Origin of the sequence: Curtobacterium sp. AB451 (assembly GCF_050585845.1) — a bacterium.
Lineage (GTDB): Bacteria > Actinomycetota > Actinomycetes > Actinomycetales > Microbacteriaceae > Curtobacterium.
The window spans coordinates 141,012-154,528 of sequence record NZ_JBOBQG010000004.1 but is presented as its reverse complement, the minus strand read 5'-3'; the positions used below and the strand labels follow the sequence as shown (position 1 = coordinate 154,528).

General features: G+C 72.0%; 16 protein-coding genes. 11 read left to right on the top strand and 5 right to left on the bottom strand.

Annotation, left to right across the window (positions count from 1 at the left end):
• Nucleotides 1–37: 37 nt before the first annotated feature.
• Together ACQXVK_RS10645 and ACQXVK_RS10640 are read left to right on the top strand one after the other, a co-directional pair.
• Nucleotides 38–997 carry a squalene cyclase gene (locus ACQXVK_RS10645; protein WP_430853551.1) on the top strand — a complete coding sequence of 320 codons (960 nt, stop codon included), beginning with the start codon at nt 38–40 and terminating at the stop codon, nt 995–997.
• A 183-nt stretch (nt 998–1,180) separates the two neighbouring features.
• Nucleotides 1,181–1,636, top strand: a complete 456-nt coding sequence (locus tag ACQXVK_RS10640) for a VOC family protein (protein ID WP_430853550.1) — start codon at nt 1,181–1,183, stop codon at nt 1,634–1,636.
• A gap of 60 nt (nt 1,637–1,696) precedes the next feature.
• On the opposite strand, the gene ACQXVK_RS10635 is transcribed toward ACQXVK_RS10640, so the two are convergent.
• Complete coding sequence (locus ACQXVK_RS10635) at nt 1,697–2,116, bottom strand: hypothetical protein (protein WP_430853549.1); 420 nt, start codon at nt 2,114–2,116, stop codon at nt 1,697–1,699.
• Nucleotides 2,117–2,198: 82 nt separating this feature from the next.
• Here ACQXVK_RS10635 and ACQXVK_RS10630 point away from each other — a divergent pair, with 82 nt between their 5' ends.
• From ACQXVK_RS10630 to ACQXVK_RS10590, 9 genes are all read left to right on the top strand, one after another.
• Nucleotides 2,199–2,447, top strand: a complete 249-nt coding sequence (locus ACQXVK_RS10630; RefSeq protein WP_430853548.1) for a hypothetical protein — start codon at nt 2,199–2,201, stop codon at nt 2,445–2,447.
• 59 nt (nt 2,448–2,506) lie between these two features.
• Complete coding sequence (locus ACQXVK_RS10625) at nt 2,507–2,740, top strand: hypothetical protein (RefSeq protein ID WP_430853547.1); 234 nt, start codon at nt 2,507–2,509, stop codon at nt 2,738–2,740.
• 256 nt (nt 2,741–2,996) lie between these two features.
• On the top strand, nt 2,997–3,575 hold the full coding sequence (locus ACQXVK_RS10620) for a hypothetical protein (protein ID WP_430853546.1): 579 nt from the start codon (nt 2,997–2,999) through the stop codon (nt 3,573–3,575).
• A gap of 206 nt (nt 3,576–3,781) precedes the next feature.
• A complete protein-coding gene (locus tag ACQXVK_RS10615; RefSeq protein ID WP_430853545.1) occupies nt 3,782–4,042 on the top strand; it encodes a hypothetical protein in 261 nt (86 codons plus the stop codon).
• Nucleotides 4,043–4,071: 29 nt separating this feature from the next.
• The gene (locus ACQXVK_RS10610; RefSeq protein WP_430853544.1) at nt 4,072–4,806 is read left to right on the top strand and encodes a DUF4129 domain-containing protein; all 735 of its coding nucleotides are present in this window, start codon (nt 4,072–4,074) and stop codon (nt 4,804–4,806) included.
• Nucleotides 4,803–5,282 carry a hypothetical protein gene (locus ACQXVK_RS10605; RefSeq protein ID WP_430853543.1) on the top strand — a complete coding sequence of 160 codons (480 nt, stop codon included), beginning with the start codon at nt 4,803–4,805 and terminating at the stop codon, nt 5,280–5,282. The genes ACQXVK_RS10610 and ACQXVK_RS10605 overlap by 4 nt, the downstream gene beginning before the upstream one ends.
• On the top strand, nt 5,279–6,292 hold the full coding sequence (locus ACQXVK_RS10600) for an AAA family ATPase (RefSeq protein ID WP_402267293.1): 1,014 nt from the start codon (nt 5,279–5,281) through the stop codon (nt 6,290–6,292). Before ACQXVK_RS10605 ends, ACQXVK_RS10600 begins: the two co-directional genes overlap by 4 nt.
• On the top strand, nt 6,289–7,617 hold the full coding sequence (locus ACQXVK_RS10595; protein WP_430853542.1) for a DUF58 domain-containing protein: 1,329 nt from the start codon (nt 6,289–6,291) through the stop codon (nt 7,615–7,617). The genes ACQXVK_RS10600 and ACQXVK_RS10595 overlap by 4 nt, the downstream gene beginning before the upstream one ends.
• The gene (locus ACQXVK_RS10590; RefSeq protein ID WP_430853541.1) at nt 7,614–8,150 is read left to right on the top strand and encodes a hypothetical protein; all 537 of its coding nucleotides are present in this window, start codon (nt 7,614–7,616) and stop codon (nt 8,148–8,150) included. Before ACQXVK_RS10595 ends, ACQXVK_RS10590 begins: the two co-directional genes overlap by 4 nt.
• Before the next feature lie 46 nt (nt 8,151–8,196).
• Here ACQXVK_RS10590 and ACQXVK_RS10585 read toward each other — a convergent pair whose 3' ends face one another.
• From ACQXVK_RS10585 to ACQXVK_RS10570, 4 genes are read right to left on the bottom strand one after another with little or no spacing between them, the layout of a single operon-like run.
• Nucleotides 8,197–9,195, bottom strand: a complete 999-nt coding sequence (locus tag ACQXVK_RS10585) for an ABC transporter permease (RefSeq protein ID WP_022905270.1) — start codon at nt 9,193–9,195, stop codon at nt 8,197–8,199.
• Nucleotides 9,192–10,130 (bottom strand): ABC transporter permease, encoded by a 939-nt coding sequence (locus ACQXVK_RS10580; protein ID WP_402267302.1) that lies wholly within the window; start codon nt 10,128–10,130, stop codon nt 9,192–9,194. The genes ACQXVK_RS10585 and ACQXVK_RS10580 overlap by 4 nt, the downstream gene beginning before the upstream one ends.
• The gene (locus ACQXVK_RS10575; protein ID WP_430853540.1) at nt 10,127–11,815 is read right to left on the bottom strand and encodes a dipeptide ABC transporter ATP-binding protein; all 1,689 of its coding nucleotides are present in this window, start codon (nt 11,813–11,815) and stop codon (nt 10,127–10,129) included. The genes ACQXVK_RS10580 and ACQXVK_RS10575 overlap by 4 nt, the downstream gene beginning before the upstream one ends.
• Complete coding sequence (locus tag ACQXVK_RS10570; protein ID WP_430853539.1) at nt 11,812–13,479, bottom strand: ABC transporter substrate-binding protein; 1,668 nt, start codon at nt 13,477–13,479, stop codon at nt 11,812–11,814. Before ACQXVK_RS10570 ends, ACQXVK_RS10575 begins: the two co-directional genes overlap by 4 nt.
• Nucleotides 13,480–13,517: the final 38 nt, after the last annotated feature.

Below are 13,517 nucleotides of genomic sequence, written 5' to 3'. Positions count from 1 at the left end.
GTCGTCCCCGCGCCGTGGTCGGGGTAGTCTCCGCGCCATGGACGACACGGTGGTCGGCTGGCTCCTCGATTCGGACCCGGCCCTCCGGTGGCAGGTGGAGCGCGACCTCGTCGGCGCCCCCGAGTCGACGTGGCAGACCACCCGCGCCCGGGTCGCGACCGAGGGCCTCGGCGCAGCACTGCTCGCCCGCCAGGACCCGGACGGACAGTGGGCCGGCGGCGCGTACTTCCCCGCCGAACCCGAGCCCGAGGGTCCCGGCCAGCCGTACACCGCGACGACCTGGTCGCTCAACGCCCTGCGCGAGTGGGGCCTCGATGCCGCGGTCCTCGGGGACACCGCCGCACGGCTCGACGCGAACAGCCGGTGGGAGTACGACGAGCTGCCGTACTGGGGCGGCGAGGTCGACTGCTGCATCAACGCGTTCACGCTCGCGAACGGAGCGTGGCTCGGAGCCGACGTCGACGGGATCGCGCAGTGGCTGCTCGAGCACCAGCTGCGCGACGGCGGGTGGAACTGCGACTGGGTCGAGGGCTCGACCGTGTCCTCGTTCCACTCCACCCTCAACGTGCTCGACGGGCTCCTGCAGCACGAGGTCCTGACCGACGGTCGGCACCCCCTTGCCGACGAGCTGCGCGAAGCCCGCCACCGGGGTGCCGACTACCTGCTCGACCGGCGCCTCCTCCACCGGAAGTCCGACGGCGAGCTCGTCGGTCCCTGGGCCACGGAGTTCGCGTACCCGTTCCGCTGGAAGTACACCGTGCTCCGCGCGACCGACCACCTCCGGGCTGCGGCGCTCCGGGACGGAGCTGCGCCGGACCCCCGCGCCGCCGAGGCGATCGAGGTGGTCCGCGCCGCACGGGGCGCCGACGGACGCTGGCTCCAGGGCGAGCGTCCGCCCGGTCGGCAGTGGTTCGAGGTGGACGTCCCGGCCGGCGAGCCGTCCCGTTGGCTCACGCTCGTCGGAACGTGTGTGCTGCGGTGGTGGGACGGGGTGTGAGCACGGCGGTCGCACAGCCTCCACATGACGGACCGTCATTGAGACGTTCTCCGGACCATCCATGTGGGACGGACCGGAGTCCAGCGATCGGACAGTGAGTGTGCAGGCGATCAAGTCGAAGGTGCACCGGCCATCGAGACCCTGTTCTCGAAGGAAGGCGGGCTGGAGCCAGATACTGATGTCATGGCATCACCGCTCGTCTCCGACGTTGCGCACTCCGGCCTCAGCGTGGCCGACCTTGATGACGCATTGGCACTGTGGTGCTCCGGACTAGGGTTCACACTCGAGCGGACCTTCACGCTCGACGTGGACGTCACGTCTGCGACCACCGGCGTCCACGAAGCGGCGATCCGCGCAGCGACAGTGGTCCTGGGCCGTCACCGGATCGAGTTGCTGCAGTACGACCCAATCCGCACGGTTGAGTCCGCTGGCTCGCCCGCACTGGTCGGCACGGTGCACATCGCACTCACGGTCACGGACCTCGATCGTGTGCTCACGCTCTGCGCGCGACACGGCTGGCAACCGGTCGGGACTCCTCACCGAATGGCTCGTGGCGCCCGACTCGGCACACGCATCATCTACCTCGAGGGTGCGCTCGGCGGATTCATCGAATTGATCGAGCCACCACAGCTCCCGTAGCCCCCGACGACCGTCGGGTTCCGTCTGGTAGCCGGTCCTCAGCTACCGATCGGCTATCGGCTATTGAACGATCCGCAGTGCCCGGAGCTGATCGATGAACCCCGCGACATCGGGGGACATCGATTCGAAGATGCGGTAGAGGGTCTCGGATCGGTCGACAGGTCCGACCGCCCAGCACCGCTTTCCGAGGCCGAAGGCAATCCCCGCTTCGATGTGCGCAGCAGCGCCGGCCGGCAGCACGAGCACGAAGTGTTCGGCCGCGCGCAGTTCGGCGAGGTCCTGTTCGAAGAGCTTTCGCACCGGCACCGAATCGAGAGCGGCGTCATCCGCACCTCCCGGGGCCGCGAGAACGATGGCATCCTCGTCGTACTCCGCTCGCACGAAGGAGTACGACGCAGCATCGGCACGGTCGAGCGCCTCGACGACGTTGAGTACTGCAGCCCGGTTACGCCAGCTACCCGCGATGAAGAACTCACTCATGGCTCGACGGTAGTGCGCGAAGTACGGTTCAGCGTCCGGGAGGGGATAGGCTCACGGAACGCGCCCTCCTACACTCTCCCTCGTGAGGAGACGGAGTCCTGAGCCACGCTTCTTCCGGCGCCCGAAGCCCTTCGCTGGCGGGGAGGTCTGGATCGTCCAGCACGACGAGTCACCCGACAACACGGTCCTGGGCGTCTTCGCCACGGACGACGAGGCGTACGCCTTCATGGACACGGTCAAGGACGACTGCGAGAACGGCGTGATCTGCTCGAGCTTCTTGATTCCCTACCGGTCCACCGATGGCGCCGTTCGGTACCAGGCCGCGGACTGACGTTCAGTCCCATAGCCGACCGGCAACCGAACAGGATACTCAACCAGCAGAATCGAGTCATGGCTCCCCCTCCTGCCGATCTCTTTTGGATCGGATTCACCCAGGAACAACACGAAGTTCTCGAGACGCTGCACCTCATCGGCAACAACGGGTGGGATCGCAACGGGCAGAGCGACGAGATGATGCCGCGGCTGTTGGCACAGGCGGCCGCTGCAGACCTGTCGCTCGCACGCATCAGAGAGGCCATGGCCGCGGTGGGGCACTCTCGGAACGAGCTGCATCAGCTCGATTGATGGGAATCCAAGCGAACCACCGGCAGGTTCGGGGGCTGATCGTTCCGCAGACCGATCGTCGGCCGGACGCCGCGGCGCGGTACGTTGCGGTCGCGCGGATCGTCGAAGGCGTTCGTGTCTGGTGGAGCGACGACGACGGCTGGGGTGCGCTGCGTTCGAAGGCGCTCGAGTCCGACGTCTTCGAGCTGCGACCCGGGCGGCACGGATCGGCCGCGTCCAGCGACGGCCCCCTAGGGTTGTGGCCGTGCCGGGGGACATGACGAGCAGCAGAGACACCACGTCGGACGAGGACGCGACGAGCAGCGAGGACGTTGCCACGCGCCGGACGCTCCTGTCCGTCCTGCCGCTGACGACGGCGTGGGCGGGAGCGATCGCCGTCGTCGCGGTCCCGGTCCTCTGGACGCTCGTGGGCATGATCGTCGAGCAGTCGCTCACCGGTGCACCCTTCCTCGTCATGATGATCCCGGTGCTGGCCTTCGCGGTCGTCGGTGCGTTCCTCTTCGGCCTCGTTGCCGGAGCCCTCGCCGGCCTGCCCGACTGGTGCCTGCGCCGTCGACCGCCGAGCGCCTTCGGAGCCGTCCCGGCGGTCGTGCTCCTGACGGCGATCGTGACCGGGACGTTCGCCGCAGCACCGGTGCTCGGTCCGGTGTTCTCGGCCCTGCTGCCGTTGCCGGGTTGGGTCGGCCTCGCAACCGTCGCGGCAGCGACGGCCACCGGCACGATCATCGTCGTCTCGCGAGCGCGCAGGCAGGAACAGCGGATCACCGCACCCGGCGTGACGGGCGCGGGGCGCGCCTCCAGGCCGTCGCCGCGGGACGACCGCCCGACCGGCTGACGCCGCGGGACGACCGCCCGACCGGCTGACGCCGCGGGACGACCGCCCGACCGGCTGACGCCGCGGGACGACCGCCCGACCGGCTGACGCCGCGGGACGACCGCCCGACCGGCTGACGGACCCGCGTCCCGTTGCGCGATCGAGACCGGCGATCGGCCCGGACCGTGCGAGCCTGGTCACGGGAACGTCGGGGGACGGAGCAGGTCGTGGAGCGAGCAGTCGGGCGAGTGGTGGGGTGGAGCACGGTGGCGGTCATCGTGGCCGTGACGGTGCTCTGGTTGCTCCTGGTCCAGGTGACCAGCTGCTCCGACGCCGCTCCCGGCCACGCCACGAGCTCCTGCGAGACCGCGCCCGTGCTCGGCGTCGCCGGGTCGTGGATCGCCGGGTCCGCGGGAGCGGTCGTCGTCGCCCTCGCGGTCTGGCAGATCGTCCGGGCTGCACGGTCGGCGGAGCCGGTCGACGGCTGAGCGCACGCGACGCGGGGTAGCGTGGATCCATGGCGAACGACGACGGTCCGCACCGCGGCGGCTTCCCGTTCGTCCCCGTCGCCGCCTTCGCCCTCGGCGCACTGGTCGTCGTCGCGGCCACGATCGGCGCGCGGCCCGTCCTGACCGGTGCCCGCTGGTCCCCCACGGTCGCGCCCGCCCGCGCTCCTGTCGTCGAGCCGACCGCGTCACCGCCCGCAACCGACGAGCCGCAGCCGCTCGGAGCACGGGCCGCCGAGCACGTCGACGCGTCATGGGTCCTCGTCGTCCTGGGAGTGGTCGTCGCAGCGCTCCTGGTGCTCGTGGTCCTGCACCTCCTGCGGAAGCGGCGCCGTCCCACGCGTCCGGACGCGATCGACGTGGCCGGCCTCGCCGTCGAGGTGCCGGTCGACCCCTCGACCGAGGTCGGGCGCCAGCACCTGCGTCGCGGGATCGGCCGTGCGCTCGAGGTGCTGGCCGGACCACGGGACCCCTCCGACGCCGTCACCGCGGCCTGGGTCGGCCTGCAGGAGTCGGCGGAGGACGCCGGGTTCCGCCGCGGAGCTGCCGAGACGCCGACGGAGTTCACGACCCGCATCCTCCGGCAGCTCGACGTCGACGAGACCGCGCTCGGCACCCTCCGGCGCTGCTACCTCGCGGTGCGCTTCGGGGGAGCCCCGGCGACCGATGCCGACGTCGCCGCCGTCCGGACCGCGCTGCGAACGCTCGACGCGCAGTGGGCCGACGCCCCGACGGGCCGCACGTGACCCGCGGCCGCACCATCGGCGTCCTGGTGCTCGCCGTCGTCGCCGCGGCGCTCACGTGGTTCTTCGGCGTCGGCGTCGTGCAATCGCTCGCCGTCGGAGGCGTCGTCGCCGCGGTGGGTCTGACGTGGAGCGCCGTCCGTGAGGACGTCCCGTTGACCTGGCCCGTGCCTCCCGTCCGCTCCGAACCCGGCGCTCGACGCGAGCTGTCCGAGACGGCGTGGTCGCTGCGCGCCCACGGCGGTGTGCCCGAGCGGACACTCGCCCGCGTCCGTGCGGTGGCTCGCCACCGCCTGTGGACGCGCCACCGACTCGACCTCGACGACCCCGGCGACCGGAGGGCGATCGAGGCGGTCCTGCCGTCGGCAGTGGTCGCCGTCCTGGTGCGCGAGCGGCGGTCCGAGATCGACCTCACCACCTTCGCGAGCGTCCTCACCGCGCTCGAGACCCTGGAACCCACGACCGAGAGGCACCCGTGACCGACACCACGACGCAGAGCTCCCAGCCGCTCCCGATCGCCGACGTCGCCGCCCGCAGCCGTGACGTCCTCGACACGGTCGGCGCGGTCGTCGTCGGGATGCGGGAGCCGCTCGAGCTGGCGTTCGCGAGCATCCTCGCCGGCGGCCACGTCCTGTTCGAGGACGTCCCCGGCCTCGGCAAGACGCTCGCGGCTCGGAGCCTCGCGGCCGCCTGCGGCCTCGACTTCCGTCGGCTGCAGTGCACCCCGGACCTCCTGCCCGCCGACATCACCGGGTCGTTCGTCTACGCCCCGGCGACCGCGGACTTCGTCTTCCGGCCGGGCCCCGTGTTCACCGGGATGTTCCTCGCCGACGAGATCAACCGGACCTCGCCGAAGACCCAGTCGGCGCTCCTCGAGGCGATGGCGGAGGGGCAGGTCACGGTCGAGGGCGAGGGCTTCCCGCTCCCCCGCCCGTTCCACGTCATCGCGACGTCGAACCCCATCGAGTACGAGGGGACGTACGCCCTCCCGGAGGCGCAGCTCGACCGGTTCATGGTGCGCCTCTCGGTCGGCTACCCGACGCGCGAGGGTGAACAGCAGGTGCTCCTCAACCGGATCGGCCGACGGCAGGAGGTCGCGACGGTGTCCGCCGTGGTCGACGCGACCGACGTGCTGCGCATGCAGGCGACGGTCGAGGGGGTGCACGTCGACGAGGACATGGCGCTGTACTGCGTCGACCTCGCGGCCGCCACGCGCACCCACCGCGACGTGCAGGTCGGGTCGTCACCGCGTGGTGCGCAGGCGCTCATGCTCGTCGGCCGCGCGCGAGCCGTCATGGACGGACGCGACTTCGTCACCCCCGAGGACGTCAAGACCGCCGCCGTCGCGGTGCTCGCGCACCGGATCTCGCTGACACCGCAGGCGTGGGCGAACGGCGTGGACCCCGCGGCGATCGTGCGGGGCATCGTCGCGCAGGTGCCGGGCCCACCGGTGGTCGGGGCGCGAGCGTCTGGCCTGGAGGCGCGGTGAGCGTTCCCGACGACCCGCCCGTCCGCCCGGCGGCCGGGTCCGGAACCGCGCCGCGGTGGGTGCGGAACCCGGCGCTCGTCTTCGGGCTCGCCGTCGGCGTGCTGCTCGCCGGGCTCGGCCTCGTCACTGGACGCCCCGAGCTCGCGGTGGTGGCGCTCCCGGCCCTCGTGACGGCCGCCTTCGGTGCCCGGCCCCGGCTCGACACGACGCCCGTCCGGACGACGACCACGCTCGAGCCGTCCGACTCCGGCCGGGGTGTGGCGTACCGGACGGAGGTCGCCGTGCCGTCCGCCGCCGAGGCGGTCGCCGTCGAGTTCCGGGTCGTCGGCGACCGGCGGCACGTCGTCGTGGTCGACCCTCGACGCGCCAGGCGGCTGGGCGGGAGCGTCCCGGTCACGCACTCCGGCCCGCAGGAGGTCCTGCGGACGCACCTGTCACTCCTCGGTCGGGGCGGCACCGCGGTCTCGGTGCCCGAGGCCGGCCCGGTGCGGTCCGCGGTCGTCCCACCCCCGCACCTGCGCATGCAGCACCTCCCGATGCCGAGCCGGGTGACGGGCATCACGGGTGTGCACGGTTCTGCGCGCCCGGGTGACGGCGGCGAGTTCCGCGACGTCGCACTCTTCGCTCCGGGTGACCGGCTCCGGCGGATCGACTGGCGGCGCACCGCTCGGCGAGCGGAGCGCCCGGGGGAGCTCTACGTGCGCCGGACCTTCGCCACCGCGGACGCCCTGGTCGTGCTCGTCCTCGACAGCCGGGACGACCTCGGCGCGGACGTCACCCAGTGGACGGGCGCTCGGCACGGCTCCCACCAGGCGACGTCGCTCGACCTCGCACGCGAAGCAGCCGTCTCCCTCGCGACCGCGTACATCAGCGCCGGCGACCGGGTCGGCTTCCGCGACCTCGCGGGCACCGCGCGGTCGGTCGAGCCCGGCGGCGGGACCCGGCACCTCGAGCGACTCCGGACGACCATCGCACAGGCGACGCCGCAGCCGGACGCGCCGACCGCGGCACGGATGCCGCTCGTCCCGGCGGCGTCCCTCGTGGTCGTCCTCTCGACGTTCCTCGACGACCAGGCGTCGACGATGGCCGTGACCTGGGCGGCGACCGGGCACCGGGTCGTGGCCGTCGACGTGCTCCCGGCCGCCGACCTCCGGCGAGCGAGCCGTCTCGAGCGCACGGCGTCCCGGCTCATCGCCCTCGAACGGTCCGACCGGCTCACGGAGATGACGGCCACCGGCGTCGAGCTGATCCACTGGCGCACCGGTGACGGGGACACACCTGCCGTGCAACTCCGCCTGCTCAGCCGCACCCGGCGGACCGGATGACCGCCGGGTCGAGGGCGGAGCGCACCGGCGCGCCGTCGATCGGTCCGGCGGTCCCGGCGTGGACGATCGGGGCGCTCGGCCTCGTCGCGGGTGTCGTCGGATCGGTCGTCGTGGTCGGGGCGAGCGGCTGGCTCGTCGTCGCGGTGCTCCTCGCGGCGGCGGCAGCGGTCGTGCCCCGTGGTCCGTTCGCGGCGCTCCTCGTGGCGCAGCTCGCCCTCGCGGGGATCGGCGGGACGTACCTGCCGGTGCTCCTCCTGACGACGCACCTCGTCCTCGCCACGAGCCTGCTCTGGGCGTGGACGCCGCGCACCGCCCGGGTGCAGCTCCGCGCCCTCGTGCCGTCGGCTCTGCGGTTCGTCGCCGTGCAGGTCGGGAGCCAGGCGGTCGCCTTCGTGGTCGTCGCCCTGCTCGGTGGTGCCGGCCCGGTCGGCGGCGTGTGGCTTGCGGTGGCCGGGACGATCGCGCTCCTGGCGCTCGCGCTCGGACTGTTCGTGCCGATGCTGCTCCGCGCCGGCGACCGCACGGAGCGCTGACCCCGACGGCCCACCCGCCGCGTCCCGGTCGCGGTCCCGCCGAGCCCTACGCCCGGCGCCGCACCCGCGGATCGACGAACGCGTAGACGACGTCGACGATCACGTTGGCGGTGACGATGAGCAGCGCCGAGAACAGCGTGAAGCCCACGACGACCTGCAGGTCGAGGGTGTGCACCGCGTCGATGAGCAACGCGCCGAGCCCCTGCATCGAGAAGACCTTCTCGGTGATCACGGCGCCGCCGAGGAGCGATCCGAGGTCGAGGCCGAACAGGGTGACCACGGGCAGGATCGCGGTCCGCAGCCCGTGCCGGACGACGACCTGGCGCTCCCGGAGCCCCTTCGCGCGGGCGGTCCGGACGAAGTCCTGCGACATCGACTCGAGCATCTCGCCCCGGGTCAGGCGGGCGTAGATCGCCGCACTGATGAACGCGAGCACGCACCAGGGCAGCACGAGGTGCGTGAACCACCCGACGGGGTCGTCCCCGAACGCGACGTACCCGCTGGTGGGAAGGACACCGAGCACGAACCCGAACAGCAGGATCGCGAGCAGTCCGACGAGGTACGACGGTGCGGACACCCCGGCCACCGCGATCGTCATCACCGTGCGGTCGACGTACGTGCCGCGGCGCAGGGCCGAGAGCGCACCGCCGGCAACACCGGCGACGAGCCACAGCACGGCTGCGCCGACGGCGATCGACGCGGTGACGGGCAGGCGCGTGAGGATGAGGTTCGTGACGCTGTCGTGCAGCTGGAACGAGTAGCCGAAGCAGGGCGCCGCACAGTGGATGACGGAAGCACCGGAACCGAACGTCCGGCCGGTGAAGATGCCGGCCAGGTACGCCCCGAACTGGGCGATCCAGGGCTTGTCGGTCCCGAGGAACGCCTGCACCTCTCGCAGCCGGTCGGGCGTGCAGGGCTTGTCGCAGATCGCGCGCGCCGGGTTCGTCGGCAGCAGCATGAACAGGGCGTAGGTGATCGCGGCGACGACGAGCAGGACGACTGCTGCGCCGAGCACGCGGATCGCGATGAAGCGGAAGGTGCTCACCGGTTGCTCCTCCGCGGGTCGAGGGCGTCACGCAGGGCGTCGCCGAGCACGTTGAAGGCCAGGGTGATGAGGAACAGCGCCAGGCCCGGGAACACGAGGTACATCGGGTCGGTCTGCACCCACCCGATCGCGTCGCCGATGCTGCGCCCCCACGACGGCGTCGGCGGGGTGACGCCGACGGCGAGGAACGACAGCGCGGCCTCGGCGCCGATCATCGACGGGATCGAGATCGTCGCGTAGACCGTGATCGTCGCGGCGAGGTTCGGCAACAGCTGTGTCCGGATGACGTGCCAGCGCCCGGCACCCATCGCGGTCGAGGCGACGACGTAGTTCCGGGTGACGAGCGAGAGCGTCTGCCCCCGCACGACACGGGCGACCGACGGCCACCCGAAGAACCCGATGACGAGGACGACGAGCACCGGCTTCGGGAACGAGGTCGGGACGATCGCGGTCAGCGCGATCATGAACACCAGCGACGGGAAGCCGAAGATCACGTCGACCACGCGCGAGAGCACCCGGTCGTACCAGCCGCCGAAGAACCCGGTGGTGACGCCGACGAGCACGCCGATGACGATCGAGACGACGGTCGCGGCGATGCCGATGCCGAGCGAGGTCCGCGCGCCGTAGGTGACGATCGCGAACAGGTCGCGTCCGGTCAGGGGCTCGACCCCGAACCAGTGCTGGCCGCTGATCCCACCACCCGGGCCACGCGGGGCACCGAAGGAGTTGAGCGCGTCGATGTGGTACCCGTACGGGTCCTGGCCGGTGACCGCGGCGATGAGCGGCGCCGCGAGCGCGACGACGACGAACACCGCGATGACGACCGCGGACGCCACTGCCCAGCGGTCCTGGCGCACCCGGCGGACGACGGCACGGAACCCGGTGCTGCGGTTCGCGGCCGCCGAGACCGGACGGTCGACGACGTTGGCGGTCACGAGGCCACCCCTTCCCATGCGCGCCAAGCGTCGCGGCGGGCCGCCTGTCGCACCGGGTCGGCGACGGGCGCTGCCGCGAGGAGCATGCGCGTGTAGTCCTGCTGCGGGTCGTCGAGCACGGCGTCGGTCGTCCCGCGCTCGACCACCCGGCCGTCGTGGAGCACGACCACCTCGTCGGCGAGCTGCCGGACGACGGCCAGGTCGTGGCTGATGAGGAGCATGCCGAAGCCGAAGTCCTGCTGCAGTGCCGCGAGCAGGTCGAGCACGGCCGCCTGGACGGTGACGTCGAGCGCGGACGTCGGTTCGTCGGCGATCACGAGGGCGGGCCGGAGCGCGAGGGCGCGGGCGACCGCCACGCGCTGCCGCTGCCCGCCGGAGAGCTGGTGCGGGAAGCGCTCGGCCCACGACGGGTCCAGCTGCACCGCCACGAGGAGCTCGCGGACCCGCTCGGCACGCTCGGGTGCCGAGGCGGTGCCGTGCACGAGGAGCGGCTCGGCGATGCTCCAGCCGATGGTCTGACGCGGGTTGAGCGACGACGCCGGGTCCTGGAAGACGATGCCGACGCGGCTGCGCAGCTCCCGCAGCCGCCCGCCGCGGGCCGTGCGGAGGTCACTGCCGTCCACCTCGACGGACCCGGCGACGACCGGCACGAGGCCGGCCAACGCCCGTCCGATGGTGGACTTGCCGGATCCCGACTCCCCCACCAGCCCGAGGGTCTCGCCCGCGTGGAGCGCGAAGTCGATGCCGGAGACGGTGGGTGCTCCGCGGCGTGCGTAGCGCACGGCGACGTCGCGCAGCTGCGCGACGAGGGGCCGGGAGGCGCGGCTCGTCCCCGTCTCGTCGGCCGGCGCGGTGGTCGCGACCGTCGCACCGTCCGCAGCCTGCGGTGTCGAGGCGGGTCGCGCCTCCAGGACGGGGACGGCTGCGAGGAGTGCCCGCGTGTACTCGGCGTCCGGGTGCGCGAACACCTCGGCCACGGTCCCGTGCTCGACCGGGTCGCCGCGTCGCATCACGAGCACCTCGTCGGCGACGTCCGCCACCACGCCCATGTCGTGCGTGATGAGCAGGACGGCGAGGTCCCGCTCACGACCGAGCGTGCGGAGCAGGTCGAGGATGCCGGCCTGCACCGTGACGTCGAGCGCGGTGGTCGGCTCGTCCGCGATGAGCGCGACCGGGTCGCCCGCGAGCGCCATGGCGATCATCGCCCGCTGGAGCTGTCCACCCGAGAGTTCGTGCGGGTAGGCCTTCCGGATCCGGGCCGGGTCGGACAGGCCGGCGGCGCGCAGCAGCTCGTCGGTGCGCGCCGACACGGCACGGCGGTCGAGGTCCGTCGGGTGCGCGGTGATCGCCTCGGCGATCTGGGTGCCGATCGAGAGCACCGGGGTGAACGAGTTCATCGGCTCCTGGAACACGACGCCGATCCCGGCGCCGCGGACCGCTCGGAGGTCGCCGTCCGACGCGCCCACGAGCTCGGCGCCCCGGAACCGGATGCTCCCGGTGACGTGGGCCTCCGGGGGCAGCAGGCCGAGCACGCTCATCGCGCTGACGGACTTGCCGGACCCGGACTCGCCGACGAGGGCGAGCACGCGGCCGGGCGTCAGGGTGAAGGAGACGTCACGGACGACGGGCTCCGCGTCGCCGAACGCGACGTGGAGCCCCTCGACCTCGAGCAGCGGAGCACTCACTTGGCGAGCGAGACCTTGAGGTAGTTCGGGTACGCCGGGAAGTCCGCGATCCGGAAGTTCTGCACGTTCGAGCCGGCGAGGAAGGACTGCTTCGCGTAGGTCAGGGGGACGATCGGCGCGTCGGCCATGATCTTCTTGTCCGCCTCGGCCCACAGCTTCTGGGCGTCCTGCTGGTCGATCGTGCCGGTCGCCTCCTTGATCAGGGCGTCGACCTCGGGGTTGCTGTACTTCGAGACGTTGTAGCCGCCCCCGCCGATCTGCGACGAGTCGTACAGCGGCTGGATGTTCGCGTTCGCGCTCGGGAAGTCGGGCTGCCAGCTGAACATCGCGAGGTCGAAGTCGTCGCCGTCCGTCGTCGCCGTGTAGAACGAGTCGATGTCGAGCGGCTTCAGCGTCACGGTGATGCCCGCGCGCTTCAGGCCCGCCTGGATCGCCTGCGCCTCGGCGAGGTTGGCGGAGTCGTTCTGTGTGACCAGGGTGAGCTTCAGGTCCGAGACGCCCGCCTCCTGCAGGAGCTTCTTCGCCTTCGCCACGTCACCGGTCGCGCCCGGCTCGTACAGGTCGTACTGCTGGCGCCCCGCGATGCCGGGCGTGATGAGCGTGGTCGCGTACGAGCCGGCGAGCGCACCACCGGCGGCGATCCGGTACGACTTCTTGTCGACCGCGTACTGCAGGGCCTGCCGGACCTTGAGTTCCTTGAGCGAGCCCTTCTGCGTGTTGATCGCGAGGTAGTTGATCGGGCCGGCCTTCGACGTGGCGAGGCGGTCCTGGGCGGCCGGGTTCGAGCGGACCTGGTTCAGCTCGGCAGCGCCGAGGTAGGTCGCACCGAACGAGTCCTTCGCGTCGCCGTTGTCGGCGATGAGCGTCTGGGTGACGGTCGACGGGTCCTGGCTCTCCTTGAAGACGACCTTCGACGGACCGGCGGTGCGCACGGAGTCCGTCGACGCGCTCCACTCCTTGTTCCGGACGAGGGTGATCTGCGAGCCCTGCGTGTTCGACTGCACCTCGTACGGACCGGAGGCGACCGGCTTGGCGTCGTACGCGCCGGTGTCCGTGCCGTCGCCCTCGGGGACCGGGGCGAACGCCGGCATCGACACGATCCACGGCCAGTCGCCGTAGGCCGCGTTGAGCTTGAACACGATCGTCGAGTCGTCCGGGGTCTCGATGCTGTCGAGGGTCTTGCCGTCGAACGGACCCTTGTAGCTGTCACCGTCGACCAGGAGCGACTTGTGGTAGCTCAGGCCACCGGTGAGCGTCGGCGCGAACGAGCGCTCGATGCCCCACTTGATGTCCTTCGTCGTGATCTCGGTGCCGTCCTGGAACTTCAGCCCCTTCTTGAGGTGGTAGGTCCAGGTCTTGCCGCCGTCGCTCGAGTCGCCGGTGTTCGTCGCGAGGTCGGGGACGACCTTGGCCGTCTTGCCGGGCTCGACGTCCCAGGCGGTCAGGCGACGGAGCACGAGGCCGAGCGTCGTGATGTTGAGGTTCTGGCTGGTCGCCGGGTCGAGGTGCACCGCGGTGGCCGTGGTCAGGATGTTGAGCGTGCCGCCCTTGGACGTGCCGCCCGAGGCGTCGTCCGACGCGCCGCCGCCCGAGCACCCGGCGAGGACCAGGGCTGCTGCTGCGGCGACCGCAGCGGTGATCGTCAGGCGGTTGGGGCGTCTCATGACGGTGGTGCTCCTCGTGGGGAAGTGGTGGTGCGCGG